At 67.3% G+C, this 16,112-nt stretch carries 18 protein-coding genes, 2 tRNA genes and 1 pseudogene; 11 read left to right on the forward strand and 10 right to left on the reverse strand.

The genetic code is table 11. From position 1 onward, the window contains the following. Positions 1 to 115: 115 nt before the first annotated feature. Positions 116 to 1,093, reverse strand: coding sequence for an oxygenase MpaB family protein (locus ACQR1L_RS07305; protein ID WP_434857281.1), 978 nt, complete (start codon positions 1,091 to 1,093; stop codon positions 116 to 118). Next, complete coding sequence (locus ACQR1L_RS07310; RefSeq protein ID WP_434857282.1) at positions 1,090 to 1,794, reverse strand: glutathione S-transferase N-terminal domain-containing protein; 705 nt, start codon at positions 1,792 to 1,794, stop codon at positions 1,090 to 1,092. Before ACQR1L_RS07310 ends, ACQR1L_RS07305 begins: the two co-directional genes overlap by 4 nt. A gap of 126 nt (positions 1,795 to 1,920) precedes the next feature. On the opposite strand from ACQR1L_RS07310, the gene ACQR1L_RS07315 reads away from it, so the two are divergent. Then, on the forward strand, positions 1,921 to 2,268 hold the full coding sequence (locus tag ACQR1L_RS07315) for a hypothetical protein (RefSeq protein ID WP_434857283.1): 348 nt from the start codon (positions 1,921 to 1,923) through the stop codon (positions 2,266 to 2,268). Positions 2,269 to 2,271: 3 nt separating this feature from the next. Here the strand turns inward: ACQR1L_RS07315 and ACQR1L_RS07320 are convergent, their stop codons facing one another. Further along, positions 2,272 to 2,499 carry a hypothetical protein gene (locus tag ACQR1L_RS07320; protein WP_434857796.1) on the reverse strand — a complete coding sequence of 76 codons (228 nt, stop codon included), beginning with the start codon at positions 2,497 to 2,499 and terminating at the stop codon, positions 2,272 to 2,274. A gap of 79 nt (positions 2,500 to 2,578) precedes the next feature. After that, on the reverse strand, positions 2,579 to 3,661 hold the full coding sequence (locus tag ACQR1L_RS07325) for an Acg family FMN-binding oxidoreductase (RefSeq protein WP_434857284.1): 1,083 nt from the start codon (positions 3,659 to 3,661) through the stop codon (positions 2,579 to 2,581). 535 nt (positions 3,662 to 4,196) lie between these two features. Here ACQR1L_RS07325 and ACQR1L_RS07330 point away from each other — a divergent pair. The 5 genes from ACQR1L_RS07330 (at position 4,197) to ACQR1L_RS07350 (ending at position 7,342) form a co-directional block, all read left to right on the forward strand. Next, complete coding sequence (locus ACQR1L_RS07330; RefSeq protein WP_434857285.1) at positions 4,197 to 4,343, forward strand: hypothetical protein; 147 nt, start codon at positions 4,197 to 4,199, stop codon at positions 4,341 to 4,343. A 430-nt stretch (positions 4,344 to 4,773) separates the two neighbouring features. Further along, a tRNA-Ser gene (locus tag ACQR1L_RS07335) sits at positions 4,774 to 4,850 on the forward strand. Position 4,851: 1 nt separating this feature from the next. After that, a tRNA-Glu gene (locus tag ACQR1L_RS07340) sits at positions 4,852 to 4,930 on the forward strand. Positions 4,931 to 5,027: 97 nt separating this feature from the next. Next, positions 5,028 to 6,368, forward strand: coding sequence for a TROVE domain-containing protein (locus tag ACQR1L_RS07345; protein ID WP_434857286.1), 1,341 nt, complete (start codon positions 5,028 to 5,030; stop codon positions 6,366 to 6,368). 116 nt (positions 6,369 to 6,484) lie between these two features. Continuing rightward, positions 6,485 to 7,342 (forward strand): hypothetical protein, encoded by an 858-nt coding sequence (locus ACQR1L_RS07350; protein ID WP_434857287.1) that lies wholly within the window; start codon positions 6,485 to 6,487, stop codon positions 7,340 to 7,342. Positions 7,343 to 7,423: 81 nt separating this feature from the next. Here ACQR1L_RS07350 and ACQR1L_RS07355 read toward each other — a convergent pair whose 3' ends face one another. The 4 genes and pseudogenes from ACQR1L_RS07355 to ACQR1L_RS07370 form a co-directional block, all read right to left on the reverse strand. After that, positions 7,424 to 7,729, reverse strand: coding sequence for an NADAR family protein (locus ACQR1L_RS07355; RefSeq protein ID WP_434857797.1), 306 nt, complete (start codon positions 7,727 to 7,729; stop codon positions 7,424 to 7,426). Positions 7,730 to 7,745: 16 nt separating this feature from the next. Continuing rightward, a pseudogene (locus ACQR1L_RS07360) lies at positions 7,746 to 7,961 on the reverse strand (NADAR domain-containing protein); the annotation flags it as partial. 98 nt (positions 7,962 to 8,059) lie between these two features. Next, positions 8,060 to 8,365, reverse strand: a complete 306-nt coding sequence (locus tag ACQR1L_RS07365) for a hypothetical protein (RefSeq protein WP_434857288.1) — start codon at positions 8,363 to 8,365, stop codon at positions 8,060 to 8,062. Between the two features lie 95 nt (positions 8,366 to 8,460). Next, entirely contained in the window at positions 8,461 to 9,372 is a 912-nt protein-coding gene (locus tag ACQR1L_RS07370) for a LysR family transcriptional regulator (RefSeq protein ID WP_434857289.1), read from the reverse strand. A gap of 130 nt (positions 9,373 to 9,502) precedes the next feature. Between ACQR1L_RS07370 and ACQR1L_RS07375 the strand changes: the two genes are divergently transcribed. The 3 genes from ACQR1L_RS07375 (at position 9,503) to ACQR1L_RS07385 (ending at position 12,007) form a co-directional block, all read left to right on the forward strand. Continuing rightward, entirely contained in the window at positions 9,503 to 10,270 is a 768-nt protein-coding gene (locus tag ACQR1L_RS07375) for an enoyl-CoA hydratase/isomerase family protein (protein WP_434857290.1), read from the forward strand. A gap of 266 nt (positions 10,271 to 10,536) precedes the next feature. After that, positions 10,537 to 11,184 carry a peroxiredoxin-like family protein gene (locus ACQR1L_RS07380; protein WP_434857291.1) on the forward strand — a complete coding sequence of 216 codons (648 nt, stop codon included), beginning with the start codon at positions 10,537 to 10,539 and terminating at the stop codon, positions 11,182 to 11,184. A 16-nt stretch (positions 11,185 to 11,200) separates the two neighbouring features. After that, positions 11,201 to 12,007: an SDR family NAD(P)-dependent oxidoreductase gene (locus ACQR1L_RS07385; protein WP_434857292.1), complete on the forward strand. Its 807-nt coding sequence runs from the start codon at positions 11,201 to 11,203 to the stop codon at positions 12,005 to 12,007. 19 nt (positions 12,008 to 12,026) lie between these two features. On the opposite strand, the gene ACQR1L_RS07390 is transcribed toward ACQR1L_RS07385, so the two are convergent. After that, entirely contained in the window at positions 12,027 to 12,185 is a 159-nt protein-coding gene (locus tag ACQR1L_RS07390; RefSeq protein WP_434857293.1) for a hypothetical protein, read from the reverse strand. Between the two features lie 275 nt (positions 12,186 to 12,460). Beyond that, a complete protein-coding gene (locus ACQR1L_RS07395; RefSeq protein WP_434857294.1) occupies positions 12,461 to 12,805 on the reverse strand; it encodes a Lin0512 family protein in 345 nt (114 codons plus the stop codon). 263 nt (positions 12,806 to 13,068) lie between these two features. On the opposite strand from ACQR1L_RS07395, the gene ACQR1L_RS07400 reads away from it, so the two are divergent. Together ACQR1L_RS07400 and eutC are read left to right on the forward strand one after the other, a co-directional pair. Beyond that, positions 13,069 to 14,454 (forward strand): ethanolamine ammonia-lyase subunit EutB, encoded by a 1,386-nt coding sequence (locus ACQR1L_RS07400; RefSeq protein ID WP_434857295.1) that lies wholly within the window; start codon positions 13,069 to 13,071, stop codon positions 14,452 to 14,454. Further along, positions 14,454 to 15,230 (forward strand): ethanolamine ammonia-lyase subunit EutC, encoded by a 777-nt coding sequence (gene eutC, locus ACQR1L_RS07405; RefSeq protein ID WP_434857296.1) that lies wholly within the window; start codon positions 14,454 to 14,456, stop codon positions 15,228 to 15,230. Before ACQR1L_RS07400 ends, eutC begins: the two co-directional genes overlap by 1 nt. Positions 15,231 to 16,112 lie beyond the last annotated feature (882 nt).

A 16,112-nucleotide genomic window follows, 5' to 3' on the forward strand; every position in this document is an offset into this window, starting at 1 on the left:
TGGCTGCGCAGCACCCATGTAGCACGATCAGCGCCGAAAGATGGGCGTGGACCTGCGGCCTGGGGATATCTCCGAGGAACGGCGCGCCTGTTGGCCCCAACCGCGCAACGCGAGGTCAGCTCTGCGCGGAAGGGCGCCGCACGCCACCGGCGTTCGCAGCCGGCATGAGCGGCTGCCCGATCCAGCCGCGGTTGAGCAGGCGCGTGAAGGACGGACAAGGCTCGCCGCGGAGGCGCGCCATGGCCTCCTGATAGGGACCGACGGTGCGCAATCTCGGCGGCAACGCCGCGTAGAGCCGCGGCAGCCAGATCCGCGCCCGCGCGGCGCTGCGATGCTCACGCGCACCATATGGCAGCTCGAACGCCAGCCGCAGCCGCTCCGGCAGCATCTCGGCCGTCAGCGCCGTGAACCAGCGCGGCGGCCCGATCCAGGTCGCCTCGCCCGAGAAGATGCGCTGGGCGATGTCGCGCGCGGCCGAGCTCACGGTCAGCGTCTCCGACTCCATCATCTCAGCCGTATAGGTCTTGAAGGACGCCCAGTCCGGCGGCAGCACTTCGCGGGGAATCCCGAACAGGCCGGCGAAGCGCATCGCCTCGCACCAATATTGCTCGCGCTCGTCCTCGCTCAGCGGCGGACACAGCAGGCCGTAGGACATCATCGCCGTCTCGACCAACGTCGCATGCACCCAGCGCAGCGCCTCGACATCGTTGGCGCGAAAGCGCGAGCCGGCCGCGAACGGCCCGGCCGTTTCCGTCATCACGCCATCGACAGCCGCATGCCGCCGGTACAGCCGCCGCGCCACGGCGGCCGCCTGGTCGCGCGTGCCGAACACCATCGTGTAGACGATGCTGAAGGTGCGGTGGAAGCGGCCGAGCGGATCGGCGAACACCTTCGACTGCTCGGCGATGCCGGCCGAGACCCAGGGATGGGCGAGCTGCAGCAGCAGTGCGCGGCCGGCGCCGAGAAACAGCGCGGCCTCGCGATGCACCCGCCACATCACGCTGTCGGGACCGAGCACGCCGTCGCCCGGGTCCGCAGGCGCCGACAACACCTCATCCAGGCAACGCTCGAAATCGGCCTCGCTGACGATCACGGCCGCTTCGGGATCTCCAGCCCGCGCTGCACGGCCGGCCGCGCCAGGCCGCGCTCCAGCCAGGCCGGCACGTGCTTCAGTTCGTCGAAGGCAGTGATTTCGCGCGCGCCGTAGAAGCCGATCAGGTTGCGCACCCAGCCGAGCGTGGCGATGTCGGCGATGGTGTAGTCGCCGTCCATGATCCACTCGCGCCCGTCGAGCCTGGCTTCGAGCACGCCGAGCAGCCGCTTGCTCTCGGCGACGTAGCGCTGCAGCGGCCGCTTGTCCTCGTACTCGCGGCCGGCGAATTTGTGGAAGAAGCCGAGCTGGCCGAACATCGGCCCGACACCGCCCATCTGGAAGTGCAGCCACTGGATGGTCTGCCAGCGCCGCGCCGGATCGGCCGGCAAAAACTTGCCGGTCTTCTCGGCGAGATACTGCAGGATCGCGCCGGACTCGAACAGGCCGAGCGGCTGGCCGCCGGGACCTGCGGGATCGATGATCGCCGGGATCTTGCCGTTCGGATTGAGCGAGAGGAATTCCGCCGTCTTCTGGTCGTCCTTGCCGAAATCGATCGTATGCGGCTCATAGGGCAAGCCGGTCTCCTCCAGCATGATCGAAACCTTCACGCCGTTCGGCGTCGGCAGCGAATACAGCTGGATGCGATCGGGATGCTGCGCCGGCCAGCGCTTGGTGATCGGGAAGCTGGAAAGGTCGGACATGATGGCTTGGCTCGCCTGTTGCGTTGAAGGCTCAATCTAAGCCCATGCGCTCGCGCCGCAAGGCATGGGCTGGGAACCGGTGCGGGAGCATGGTCTTATCGTGCAATAGACGTGCAGAGATGGCGCATGGCGAGTCCGACCTATGACCTGATCATGCAGGCGATGATGAAGCGCCGGCAGGTGCTGTGCCTCTATCGCGGCCACGCCCGTGCGGTCTGTCCGATCATCCTCGGCCACACCGCGGGCCGCGAGCGCGTGCTCGCCTTCCAGTTCGCGGGCGGCGCGAGCAGCGGCCTGCCACGGGGCGGTCAATGGAAGTGCTTCGATGTTGCCGGGATGAGCGAGGTCGAGCTGCGCGAGGGCCGCTGGCATTCGGGACGCAGCCACAGCCAGCCGCAATATTGCGTCGCCGAGGTCGATCTCGACGTCAACCCGGACAGTCCGTACGATCCGAAGCGCAAGCCCAGGCAGTGACGTCTACTGCGGCTCGCGCAGACGCACACGCAGCAGCGCCGGCAGCTTCGCCGTCGCCTCGTGCTGCGCCAGCTTCGCCGCGACGCGGCGCATCAGCTCCGACGCGCCCTGCTTGGCAAAAAGCTTGAGGCCGCGATAGCTGAAGTCCACCACTACCTCATGATGACGCATGCCCTTGCCGCCTTTGACCAGGCCAAGGTCGCGCACCAGGCAATAATGCCCGTCGCTCATGCGTGCCAATCGGGTGTTCTCGAACATGTCATGAAGCAATGCACCGAGTCGCGAATCCGTCAAGATTGACAGGAACGACTCATGAACCCACCACCGCATCGACAGGCCGGCGCGGCGAGAATGGCAGCGTGGGGCCGTAGCCGAAACGCAGCACGAGGTCCGGCCGCCGCGTCGTCCCGATCAGTCGCGCCAGCTCGGGCCGCAACGCCGCAACCTCCACCGGCTGGTTGATGAAGGCGAGCTTGAGCCCGACGCGCGTCGCTTCGAGCGCAAAGCGCTGGCACGCCTGCCCCGTCCTGATCCAGTGCGACGGATCGGCCTGCTCGGCGGCGAACACCGCAATGCCTGACGAGGACGCGATCTGTCGCGCATATTTGTCGTTCTCGGCCGCGGCATCGAACAGCAGATCAAAGGCAAGGCTGCCCAGCGTCGTCGGCAAGGACGGATTGCCGCTCGCTGCAGCAAACAACCCGTCGCCGCTCGCCATCGCACTGCGCGGATTGAACCGGATCCACTCCTTCAGCTCGCGCATGAACGCGGCGTCACGCATCTGCGCGCTGTTGCCGGCGATCACGAGGTCGCGGATGGCGGCGATATCAGCCGGCGCCGTGACGATGGCGAGATCGACGCCGGCCACCGCCGAGGCGACCTGCAGCGACGACAGATCGCGCGGCGGCACCTCGCGTCCGTCATAGTCGGCGCGCGTCGACTGCCTGCGGACGATGGCGGCCAGCAGCGGATCGACGTCATCGCGCCGGCCGCCGGTGAAGACGTAGCGCACCAGCGGACCATCGATGATCACCTCGCCCGGACGGCCGCTGGCGGCGGCCGCGATCGCAAGGTTGGTCGCCGCGCAGCCGAGGCTGACATACAGATGATGATCGTCGGGATCGACCACCGCCGTGCGTCGCGACAGATCGGGCGCGATCGTGATCGCCTCGGCCGAAACGGCGAAGCGCCACGGCTGGGTGTTGTGGCCGTTGGCCGCCAAGGTCGCGTAGCGGATCACGTCGGCGATCTCGCCCGACAACGGCGCACGCAGCCGCGCGCTGTAGCTCTCGTACGCGGACATCGCCCCGGTGGCCGAGCGCCAGGCGCCCGCGCCGAGCGCAGCCGCTGTCAGCGCGCTGCTCGCTCCTAACAGGATCTGCCGTCGGTTCATCACCACATGCCCGCCGAATTCATGACAACAATGATAGGCGCGCAACGCCGTCCTGTCTTGTTTCAAATCAACTTCGCCAGAAGTGAGCGAGAAAGTCCGCAACGCACTGTTGACAGCAACAACAAACGAGCGTATGTCCCGCGGCCTCGCGAGCGATTGCGTCCGCGACTAACAATGAGAACGACGATGTCCTTCGGTGACGAACACATGATTTGCACGTCCAGCGGCTTTGGGCCGTCGGATGACGCACGCCATGCTCGGAGGAGCGATCTTGCCTGACGCAAGATCCATTGTCCTGTTCACACGGACCCTCCCGAGCCAGCCGCTCCGGAGGGTTTTTTGTTGCCCTCGCGAGCCGGCTGCACGGCGAACTCACAATTGTCCCGGCCACCAGCCGGAACGGGAGACCCGGATCCCGGGGCTCGCGCCGGTCACGCGCGTGCCCAAGAGCGCGGGGCCTGTCGGAGGGAACGAGGCGTGACGCCGGACACCGATGACAGAGCGAGCTCCAAGGAGCTCGCAGCACGCGGCGCCAATGAGCGCCGCAGACAAGCTATTTGACTTCCCGGCCGTTCGCGGCCGGGAGCTGCTGGTGGTGAAGATCGCGGATCCTTCGCGCCAATGCGGCGATGAGCCGCCTTCGATCGATCGTACCGTGGAATCCGTCAAGCGAGATGGGTGAGTCGCGGGCTACGGTGAGGCTGATGCCGAGCCTGCGTTTCGATCGTCGTATCGCCGTGATCGCCCGTTCCCCAGCAGGCCAACAACACCGTCCGGCGACCGCCGGGCGGCCAGGCGGTGGTGAGGATGTCTGTTACTTCGTTGAAACCGAGCGCCCCCTTGGGGCAGCAACAGCATCACCCGTTCCCCGCCGACCAGTTTCACGAGCCGTGGTGAAGACGACTGTTACTTCGCTTGCCACGCCAGGTGTCGCGGGTTCGAGTCCCGCCCGGCGCAAATGCCGGTAGCTCAGGGGTAGAGCACTGTCCGGTCCACGCGAGTGGACCGGGTACAGTCGTCGCCCGTTCCCGGCTCGGGATCCATGTCACCGATCGTCGTCGAAAGGCGGCCATCTCAGAGACGGCGCAGATATCCTCTGCGGCCCGTTCTCCACGTGCCGTGGTGAAGAGTGCTGATACTTCGATTGCTAATCGAGAGGTCGTGGGTTCGACTCCCACCCGGCGTTCCATGCGCCGGTAGCTCAGCGGCAGAGCACTAGCCGCTCCACGCGAGTGGAGCGGACGTCAGCATTCGCCCGTTCCCGGCGCGTGGTTCCTATCGCATGCGATCTCAACCGACATCATGCGCACTGGCCGGTACTCCGGCGACTCCATCCATCATCAACCCAAGCCAAGAGGAGGCCATCATGGTCAGGCTCAACAAGTCCCTGCGCGCCTTCACCCATGAGGGTGCGCCGTCCCGGCAGCTCGCGCCCGTCCAGGCGCTGCAGCGCACGCTGATGAGCTGCCTGTTGTGGGAGGACCAGTTCTACGAGGACGGGGTCGCGATCGCCGATCGGATCACGTCGCTCGTAGCGCAGGTCGAGCCGCGCGAGGTCGCCCGGCTTGCGGTCCGCGCGCGCGAGGAGATGAAGCTGCGGCATGCGCCGCTGCTCGTCGCCCGCGAGATGGCGCGGCTGCCCCAGCACCGTGCGCTGGTCGCCGAGACGCTTGCGCGCATCATCCAGCGGCCGGACGAGATGACCGAGCTACTCGCGATCTACTGGGCAGACTCCCTCGGGCCGCAGCAGCAGCGCAAGCGGCAGCCGGTGTCGGCGCAGGTCAAGAAGGGGCTGGCGAAGGCGTTCGCGAAGTTCGACGCCTATCAGCTCGCGAAGTATGACCGCGACGGCCCGGTGCGGCTGCGCGACGTCCTGTTCCTGGTTCACGCCAGGCCCAAGGACGAGGCTCAGGAGGCGGTGTGGAAGCAGCTCGTCGATGGCGAGCTGCCCTCGCCCGACACCTGGGAGGTCGCGCTTTCGGCTGGCGCGGACAAGCGGGAGAGCTTCGAGCGGCTGCTCGCCGAGAAGCGCCTCGGCGCGCTGGCGCTGCTGCGCAACCTGCGTCTGATGCGTCAGGCCGGGGTGTCACGCGACGCCATCGCTGCCGCGATCGAGACGATGCGGACGGACCGTGTCCTGCCGTATCGGTTCATCACGGCGGCCCGGCACGCGCCTGATGTCGAGCCCGAGCTCGAGCAGGCGATGCTGCGCGCGATCAAGGGCTACGCGCGGCTGCGAGGCCGCACGCGGCTCCTGATCGACGTCTCCGGATCGATGTTCGCAAAACTGTCCGCGCAGTCGGAGATGACGCGCGCGGAGGCGGCGTGCGGGCTCGCGATCCTGGCCCGCGAGGTCTGCGACGAGGTGGAGATCTTCACGTTCAGCGACAAGGTCGTGAAGGTGCCGCCGCGGCGTGGCTTCGCGCTGCGCGATGCGATCCTCGGATCGCAGCCGCATTCCGGGACCTATCTCGGACGTGCGGTCGGCGAGGTCGACCGCAAGGGCGACCGCCTGATCGTCTTCACGGACGAGCAGAGCCACGATGCGGTGCCGCAGCCGAAGGCGCGCGGGACCATGGTCAACGTGGCGTCGTACCAGCACGGGGTCGGATACGGATCCTGGACGCGGGTCGACGGCTTCTCCGAGGCCGTGATCGCCTGGATCGCGGCGCAGGAGGAAAGCTCTCGCGGGAGCACGCTGCACTGACAACAACCGGCCCGGACGCGTCAAACACGCGCCCGGGCCTTTTTGCGTTCGGCATCCGCACGTGGCGCGGAGCTCATCGTATGAGCAGACCATCTCGTTGCAGTCGGGAGTCCCATGTGCCAGATTTCGTCCTTGGGGACGAAGGCATCGCCGGTCATGGAGAAACCGACACTCCGCCGGCGGCTTTTAAATGTGACGGGATCATGGGGTCGTTCATCACCAACCTGCATGTTCGCGACGCCGAGCCTGCGGCCGTCATTGACGCGCTCAGGTCGCTTGCAGTCGTCCCTGCCTATGTCCGTCGGGCGGAAGGGGATCGTTGGACCAGCATCTACCCCGAAGCCGCGTTTCAAGACGACGTCGGACTTTCCGAGATCGCCCATGCGCTCTCGACGGCTTTGCAGCGGCCGGTGATCGGCTTCATCGTGCATGACAGCGATATTCTGCTGTACGTCCTGGTCGATCATGGAAAGCTGCTCGACAGCTACAATTCGGCGCCGGGCTTTTTCACCGGAGAGAGTTTGGCGCCGACCGGAGGACAGGCCGAGGTCGTTGCGGCCTATTGCGAGGCGGATGATGCACATGATCGCCTGTCGCGCCTGCTGCATCCCGGGACATTGTCCCGGAATGACGCGCAACCCTCAGAGAACGACGTCCTCGAAGCGCAGCGCAAGAAAGTGATACAGTCCTATCCGAAAATGGCTGCCCAGGATCCAAATACGCCACCGCTCGAGCAGCTCCTGGCACAAATCGAGAGGCGCTTCGCAGCGCGGCCGGTCACTCAGGCGACCGAGCCATCCTCGGCCCCTCCCTTCCTTCTTGAAGAAGACAGGTTGACCGCCCTGGCCGAGTTGCTCGGCATTCCAGGCGGACCCGTCCTCGACAGCTTTCGCTATCTCGCCGACGGTGAAGGCGCGCCGGGGAGGCTGACGCTGATCGAGTCCGACGGCGAGAAGGACGTCGCCATTCCCTGACGGCGCGACACTGGCCATGTCGTCGAACCCGCCGCAGACGTGCGCGGCAGGCTGACCGAGTCCGCACCTGTCGCGTCCCCATCAACCGAGCGCGGCGCGGGCCTTCATGAGCGCGAAGCCCAGCAAATTGAGGCCGAGCCAGGTCAAGGGGTCGCGCGCCCGCGGGTCGTCGGCGGCCAGGCCGATGCCCCAGATGCGGTCGACCGGGCTCGCCTCGACCAGCACCGCCTCGGCGGTGGACCGCAGCCATTGGCCGAGCGGCGGGTTCTGGCCGAACTTCGCCACATTGCCGCGTACCGCGATGTCGAAGCGATGCGCGGTCCAGCGGGCGTCGTCGAACCCACGCACCTCTCGGCCGAGCTTCTTCGCCTGCGACGGGCCCGGCAGCGTCGCGCGTCGCGTCGTCGCCGAACAGCTCGGCCTTCTGCGCCATCATGTAGTGCTCTGCCGTCGGATAAGTCACGCCATCGAGCGAGAACGGCGCAGGCCACCACTGGCTCAGCACGTGCTTGCCGACACCACCGCTATCCTTTGCCGTGTGTCCCCAGAACAGCAGCAGCTCCGGGGTGCGGCCGGCCGCATATTCTCGCTTCAGCGCCTCAATGTCGTCGATCGGCATGTCGCAGTCCTCGAGGATGTGCGGATATGCCAGATTTTTGCCGATCGACCAACATGCTGCGGCCAATGCATGCCGAGAGGTCCGCGCTGCCGACGGGATCACTTCGCGCTGACGCTCCGCGCTCCCGCCTCCCTCATGATGCCCTCCACGTCTGCCGAGCCGGCAGCGCGGCCGCCGACCGACACCTCGATCTCGCCTTCGAGCTCCGGCGCCCCCTGCTTGTCGACGCCGGGATGGCCGCTCTCGACGTCGGCGCCGGCGGCCTTCGAGCCGGCGCTGTTGGCTTCGCCTGCGGCGCGCACCGACACGTCGGTGCGGGCGATGCCGTGGTCCTGCACCAGATGCTCGACGGCGAGCTCGGCGGCGCGGCGGGTGGCGAAATGGCCGATGATCGTGCGTTCCATGAAAAATCTCCTGGCGTGTCGCCGATCGTTGTCGGCTCATCTGCCGGTTCGAACGCATGGGCGGCGGATGCTGTTCCAGCACCGCCCCCGCGGCATCACGCCGTGTAGGACGACAGCCGCGCGTCGAGCGAGAGTTCGTGGGCGAGATGATCGATGATCGCGCGCACCTTGAGCGGCACGAACCGCCGCGAGGCATAGACCGCGTGCATCGGCAGGGGCCGCGGCGCGAAGTCCTGCAGCAGCACCTTGACGTCGCCACTCTCGATCTCCTGGGAGAAGGCGAAGGTCGGGATCACGGCGATGCCGAGCCCGCCGAGCACGCCGTCGCGCACGGCCTCCGAATTGTCGGCGCGATAGCGTCCGCTCACCTCGACGGCGACCGGTCCGTCAGCGCCCTCGAAAAGCCAGCGGTTTCCGGTGGCGAGCCTTGTGTAGACGATGCATTGGTGCTCGGCGAGATCGGCCGGCACCTTGGGCGCACGGTGGGCCTTGAGATAGGCCGGCGACGCCACGGTCACGCGCTGCACCGTGCCGATGCGCCGTGCGATCAGCCCGGGATCGGTGATCTCGCCGACGCGGATGGCGGCGTCGATGCCCTGCTCCACCAGGTCGGCAAAGCCGTCGCTCATGATCAGATCGATCGACACGTCCGGATAGCGCTTCAGGAACGCCGGCAGCCGCGGCACTACATGCAGCCGGCCGAACACGACCGGCGCGGCCAGCCGCAACAGCCCGGACGGCTTCTGCCGCCGGCGCCCAACCGCGCCCTCGGCCTCCGACACCGCCTCCAGCGCGCGCAGCGCGTGCTCGTAGAACACCCGGCCGTCGTCGGTCAGCGTGAGCGCCCGCGTCGTGCGGGTGAACAGCCGCGTCCGCAGGTGATCCTCCAGCGCGCCGATCTGGCGGCTGATGGTCGGCTGCGTCGTGTTCAGCTCGGTGGCGACGGCGGTGAAGCTGCCGGCCTCCACCACCCGCACGAAGGTCCGCATCGGTGCGAGAAGATCCATGTCACCAATCCATACGAAAAACGTATGAATGATATCCGAACGTCGCCAATTATCCAAGGCGATGGAATGGACGATGGTTCCCCCATCAGCAACGGCCGGCCCATCGCTGGCCATCGCACCGGAGAGAGCCATGACCCCGTCCTACTTCACTCGCTTCGCCCATCTGCGCCTGAGCCGCGACGCGGAGGGCGTGCTGCTGGTCGAGATGCACAGCGACGGCGGACCGATCCGCTTCGACGCGCGCGACCACACCGAATTCACCGACGCGTTCTATGAGATCGGCCGCGACCGCGACAACAAGATCGTCATCCTGACGGGTATCGGCGACTACATGGCCGAGATCGACTTCGGAAGCTTCGGCAATGTCGGCGACGCCAATGTCTGGTCGCGCGTTCACGACGAGGGCACGCAGATCCTGGAGAACATTGCCAATATCCGCGTGCCGCTGATCGCCGCGATCGAGGGCCGCGCCCACATCCACACCGAATACGCGCTGTTCGCCGACGTCATCATTGCCGGCCGCAGCGCCACCTTCAACGATCTGCCGCATTTCGCCGGCGGCATCGTGCCGGGCGACGGCATCTTCACCACCTGGTCGTATCGCGCCGGCGCCGGCCGCGCGCAGGCGTTCCTGCTCAACCCGCAGCCGCTGTCGGCGCAGGAGGCACTGAGCTGGGGCGTCGTCAACCTCATCACCGATGACGGCAAGACCGTCGCCTTCGCCCGCGAGCTCGCCGCGCTCTATCTGCGCCAGCCTGAAGTGACCCGCCGCAACAGCCGCATCCATTTCGTCCAGCCGCTCAAGGAGCGCATCGTCCGCGAAGTCGGCTACGGCCTCGCCCTCGAAGGCGCCAGCGCCAACGCCCTGGTGCAGCAGATGACGGCCGGGCAACGCTGAGAAAGTCGGAGAACTCCCAGCCCCTGCGTAGTTAGTCCGCTCGATGTGAGCCAATCCCTTGCCCCAGCGACGCTGCGCCCCCTCTCCCCGTCCTTCACGGGGAGAGGGTCGGGGTGAGGGGCAGCCGCACGGGAAATCTCCGCGGCGAGACCTGTACCCCCTCACCCGGATCGCATCTGGCGATGCGATCCGACCTCTCCCCGCAAGCGGGGAGAGGTGCAGACCGAGCAAGCCGCTCGCCGAATTCTCTCCAAAGGATCACCACCATGTCCCTGCAAACCGAACTCGACGCCTTCAAATCCGCCTGGACCTCGCGTGTCGGCGACGACATCGCCCGACTCGTCGAATCCGACAACGCCACGCTCGAAGACCTCGCGGCGCGTGCCCTCAAGCAGGGCGCGACGTTCCCTGCCCCCGCGCTGCCCAACCACAAAGGCGGGATCACCGACCTCGCGGCCCTGATGGCCGACAGCGCCCTCATCGTGACATTCTATCGCGGCGGCTGGTGCCCGTATTGCAATCTCGAACTCCGCGCCTATCAGGCTCGGCTCGCGGAGATCACCGCGCGCGGCGCACGGCTGGTCGCGGTCTCGCCGGAAACGCCCGACAACACGCTGACCACCGCGGAGAAGAACGCGCTCGCCTTCGACGTCCTGTCCGACACCGAGGGCCGGCTCGCCGACGCGCTCGGCATCCGCTACGAACTGTCAGCGCCGATCAAGGCGCTGTACCAGAAATTCGGCCACGACCTGCCCGTGCACAATGGCGACGGCCGCTGGTCGCTGCCGATGCCCGCGACCTACGTCATCGCCAAGGGCGGCCGCATCCTGCGTGCCCATGTCAGCCCGGATTATCGCACCCGGCTCGAGCCCGATGCGGCGCTCGCCGCGCTCGCCATGCCCGCTGCCGTTTGAACAAGGAGTTGATCCCATGACCTTGGACGGCAAGATCGCCCTCATCACCGGCGCCGGCAGCGGCATCGGCCGCGCCACCGCGCTCGCCCTCGCCGCCCGCGGCGTTCACCTCGTGCTGTTCTGCCGCACCGCGGCCAAGCTCGCGGAGACCGCCACGCTCGCGGCGAGCCACGGCGTCAGAATCGAGACGCTCACCGGCGACGTCGCCGACGAGACGGCCTGTGCTGCGGCGCTCGCCCTGGCGCGCGACCGCTTCGGCCGGCTCGACATCCTCGTCAACAATGCCGGCAACGTCCGCGCCGGGCGCCTCGAAGCAACCGAGATCGCCGATATCCGCGCCATGATCGAGGTCGACCTGCTCGCCCCGATCCTGTGGACCCGCGCGGCGCTGCCGCTGCTGCGCGCCAGCGGCGACGGCGCAATCGTCAACGTGTCCTCCGGCATCGCCCTGGTCGGCGCGCCGTTCTACGCGACCTATGCGGCGGCAAAAGCCGGCCTCGCACGGTTCGGCGAAGCCCTGCATCGCGAGCTGCTCGACGAAGGCGTGCGCGTGCTGACGGTCTATCCCGGCGCCACCGAAACCCCGATGATGGCGAGCAACAAGGCCGGTCCCGAGCTCGGCTTCGCGCGCGAGACACCCGAGATGGTCGCCGACGCGCTGGTCGACGGCCTCTTCTCCGGCGCCCGCGAGGTGATCCGCGCCAACGAGACCCGCCGCGCCATGATCACCCTCAACCGCGACCATCCCGAGGAGATCGACGCGCGCTTCCGCACCATGAAGCCGCGGCTCGAAGCGGCCGTCGCCGACCATCACGCGCCGTGAGCGGCCGTGCGTCTGCGCTTCACTCGCCCTCGATCGGCTGAGGCAGATCGAGGGCGGAGCGGAGACGGCCCTGACCACGCCGATACAGGGTCGCATAGCTCGCAGCCGCCAGCAGGTCCGGGAACGGTTCGAAGCCGTCGACGACCTTGTTGAAGGGAATCTTGCCGCATCCCGGCACGTCGCATTTCGGCTTGCCCTTGGGGCAGGTGTTATAGTTACAGAGGCGTCCGAGATACCGATCCGTCGCGGGTTCGATCAGGAAGACCTCGACCTGATGATTGGCCGTGCTCGGCCCTCGGCCGCGGCCAGCGCGTCGGTCACGATATCCGCGGCCCGCCGGAAGTCGTGCTGCTGACGCAGCAGATACTGGTCCTGTCTCTCGATTTCGGCGCGGCTGACCATGTGTTTCGTCAATCGAGGCTGGCACCAAAGACAGGGACTGCTGAGTCCCGCTCACTTGCCGTCGTCGAGATGCACCAGCACCGCGGCGTTGGCGATGATGATGGCGTCGCCGCCGGCTTCGGCCGGGATCTCGAGGCCGCCCTTGACCGCCGTCACCGTCACGGTGCCGTAAGGCAATTCCTTCGCGACAGCCGCCGTATCGACCGCCTCCGGGTTCGGCACGCCGATGGTGACGTCCACCAGCATGTCCTGCGGCGTCTTGCCGACCATGCGGAAGAAGCCGAGGCTGGAATGGCGGATCGCATCCGATACCGCGCGCCTGGCGGCTTTGGTGGCGTCGCGGCCATGGACGTCGACGCCCATGCCCATTTCGGTGATACAGCGGATACGCGCCATGGCGGAGTTCCCTCGGGTTGCGTTGTTCGGCGCGCGACCTTAGCCATGTGCGCAGCCGGCGCAACCCGGCAGACCAGAGACGACCCTGCAGCAAATTGGTCATCGGATGCGGGCATATATCGTGCATGATAAGCGGCATGGTGCGTTGCATGACATCCAGGAGGCCCTGACATGATCTCCCGTTCTGTTTTCCGGGCCCGGCCATGCAATGAATCGCTCCGGCCGTCCGGGTCACTCCAGCCCAATTTGTGAGGAGAGCCGCCATGGGTTTTTCACACACGCTAGGCGGCACGACCTACCGCTTCGACGATTTGAGAACGCTGCTCGCGAAGGCGACGCCGTTGCGCTCGGGCGATGTGCTCGCCGGGCTCGCCGCGCAGGATGCAGCGGAGCGCGTTGCCGCGCGGATGGCGCTTGCCGATCTGCCGCTGCGGCACTTCCTCACCGAGGCCGTCATTCCCTATGAGAGCGACGAGATCACGCGGCTGATCGTCGACCAGCACGACGGCAGCACATTCGCTCCGGTCGCAAGCCTCACTGTCGGCGGCTTGCGCGAATGGCTACTGTCGGATGCCACCGACGCGACGATGCTCTCCGCCGTCTCGCCGGGCTTGACTCCCGAAATGGTCGCGGCCGTCAGCAAGATCATGCGGCTGCAGGATCTCGTCACGGTCGCGGCGAAATGCAATGTGGTCACGCGCTTCCGCTGCACCATCGGCCTGCCCGGGACGATGGCGACGCGGCTGCAGCCCAATCATCCGCTCGACGATCCCAAGGGCGTCGCAGCCTCGATTCTCGACGGGCTGATGTATGGCGTCGGCGACGCCACCATCGGCATCAATCCCGCGAGCGACGACGTCGAGACCATGATGCGGCTGCTCGACATGATCGAGACGCTGCGGCTGGCCGCGAACGCGCCGATCCAGTCTTGCGTGCTCGCCCACGTGACGACCGCGTTGAAGGCGATCGAGCGCCGCGCGCCGGTCGACCTCGTGTTCCAGTCGCTCGCCGGCACCGAGGAGGCCAATCGCGGCTTCGGCATCACGCTCTCGCTGCTCGACGAGGCCTACGCCGCTGCGCAGAGCCTGCAGCGCTGCCCTGACGGCGGCAACGTGATGTATTTCGAGACCGGACAGGGCAGCGAGTTGTCATCATCGGGACATTGCGGCGTCGATCAGCAGACGCTGGAGGCGCGCTGCTACGCCGTGGCGCGGCGCTACCGGCCGCTGCTGGTCAACACCGTCGTCGGCTTCATCGGCCCGGAATATCTCTACGACGGCAAGCAGATCATGCGTGCCGGCCTGGAGGATCATTTCTGCGGCAAGCTGCTCGGACTGCCGATGGGCTGCGACGTCTGCTACACCAACCATGCCGAGGCCGACCAGGACGACATGGATGCCCTGCTCACACTGCTCGGCGTCGCCGGCTGCACCTACATCATGGGCGTTCCCGGCGCCGACGACATCATGCTGAACTATCAGAGCACGTCGTTCCATGATGCGCTCTATGTCCGCAAGGTGCTCGGCAAGCGCGCGGCGCCGGAGTTCGAGGCCTGGCTCGCGGCGACTGGTATCAGCGATCCCAAAGGTGAGCTGCGCTTCGAGCCGGCGCGGCTGATGCCCGCACTGCCGCTGCTGGAGGCCGAGTGATGAGCGGCTCGGATGACATCAAGGCGCCTGCGACGTCCTCTCCCGACGACTGGACCTCGCTGTCGCGCTACACCGAGGCGCGCATCGCGCTCGGACGATGCGGTCCGGGCGTGCCGACCTCGGCGCATCTTGCCTTCCAGGCCGCGCATGCCGAAGCCCGCGATGCCGTCCTGAAGCCGTTCGAGGCCGAGAGCTTCGCGGCCGAGTTGAGCGCCCATGGCTGGCCGGCGCTCGCCGTCCACAGCCGTGCCACCGACCGCAGCGTCTACCTGCAACGCCCCGACGCCGGCCGCCTGCTGTCGCCGGAGTCCGAGGCGCTGCTGTCGGAGGCGCGCGCGCCGGCCGACATCGTCGTGGTGGTCGCGGATGGATTGAGCAGCCGCGCGGTGCAGGTCAATGCAAAGCCCGTGCTCGACGCCTTGATGCCCCTGCTCGCCGCCACCGGCCGCAGCCTGTCGCCGGTGATCGTCGCGTCGCAAGGCCGCGTCGCGCTCGCTGACCACATCGGCGAAATGTTCGGCGCGTCCGCCTCGCTCATCCTGATCGGCGAGCGCCCCGGCCTTACCACCGCCGACTCGCTCGGCCTCTATCTGACCTGGATGCCGCGCCGCGGCCGCGTCGATTCCGAGCGCAACTGCATCTCCAACGTCCGCCAGGGCGGGCTCGCGCCGGCCGACGCCGCGCGCCAGGCCGCGGACCTGATCGCACGCATGTTCCAGCACCGCACGGCAGGCGTCGGCCTCGCCCGCGTGCCGCAATTGCCCGCGCCGGATTGAGCCGGACATTGACGCAACAGCTCGCATCTGAGCTGCGAGTGACGGACATGCGCGCCACACTCTCGCTGTCGTCCCGGGCAAGGCCGACAACGCGAAGCGTTGGCGGACGCTGACCCGGGACCCATACGCCGCGGCGGACGTGGCTTGGCGAGATGGCGTGGCCATCGTGCCTCACACATCTCCCTGGGAGTATGGGTCCCGGATCGGCGCGCGCTCAGCACAACGCTTGCGCGTTGCCTGAGCGCGCTTGTCCGGGACGACAGCGGGGGGGGGGTTGGCCGATGAAGGCGCAGCTCATCAGGCACGTCATCGCCCATGGCACACACGCGCGCCACACTCTCCCCGTCGTCCCGGGCAGGGCCAACAACGCGAAGCGTTGGCGGACGCTGACCCGGGACCCATACGCCGCGGCGGATGTGGCTTGGCGAGATGGAGCGGCCCGCGCTTCGGCAAATTATATTTATATTGCCATTTTTCCGAATTCATGATTATGTGTCGCCGTCCCGCCCCATGAGAGGGGCGCATCGCGATCGTCACGACACGCGGGGTGGGATGCGGTGGCCGCGGCCATGTCGCAGCGTGCTTTCAGTGCGCCGACGAACGGCTGGCTGCGGACGTGAAGACGCGTGGTCCTGGCGCCCCGATGCTGGCGTCAAGTCGCGGGCGATGATCCCGCTGACGACGGTGGCTAACAAGCCGGACACCGGGGAGATCGCGTAGTAAACGTGAAAACCATCGCGCGGGGAATGCCGGGTGATCTCGGCTGAACCTGTGGTGACTGCCGCCTGCTTTTTGTGTTGCAGGCGGGCCATGGGTGCGGCCAGCGCCCGGCATTCCCTGCGCCCTCTCTATCGAAAGGGCGGAACGAACTGGAGCCACTCG

The sequence above is a fragment of the Bradyrhizobium sp. HKCCYLR20261 genome, assembly GCF_051168435.1.
Taxonomy (GTDB): Bacteria; Pseudomonadota; Alphaproteobacteria; order Rhizobiales; family Xanthobacteraceae; genus Bradyrhizobium.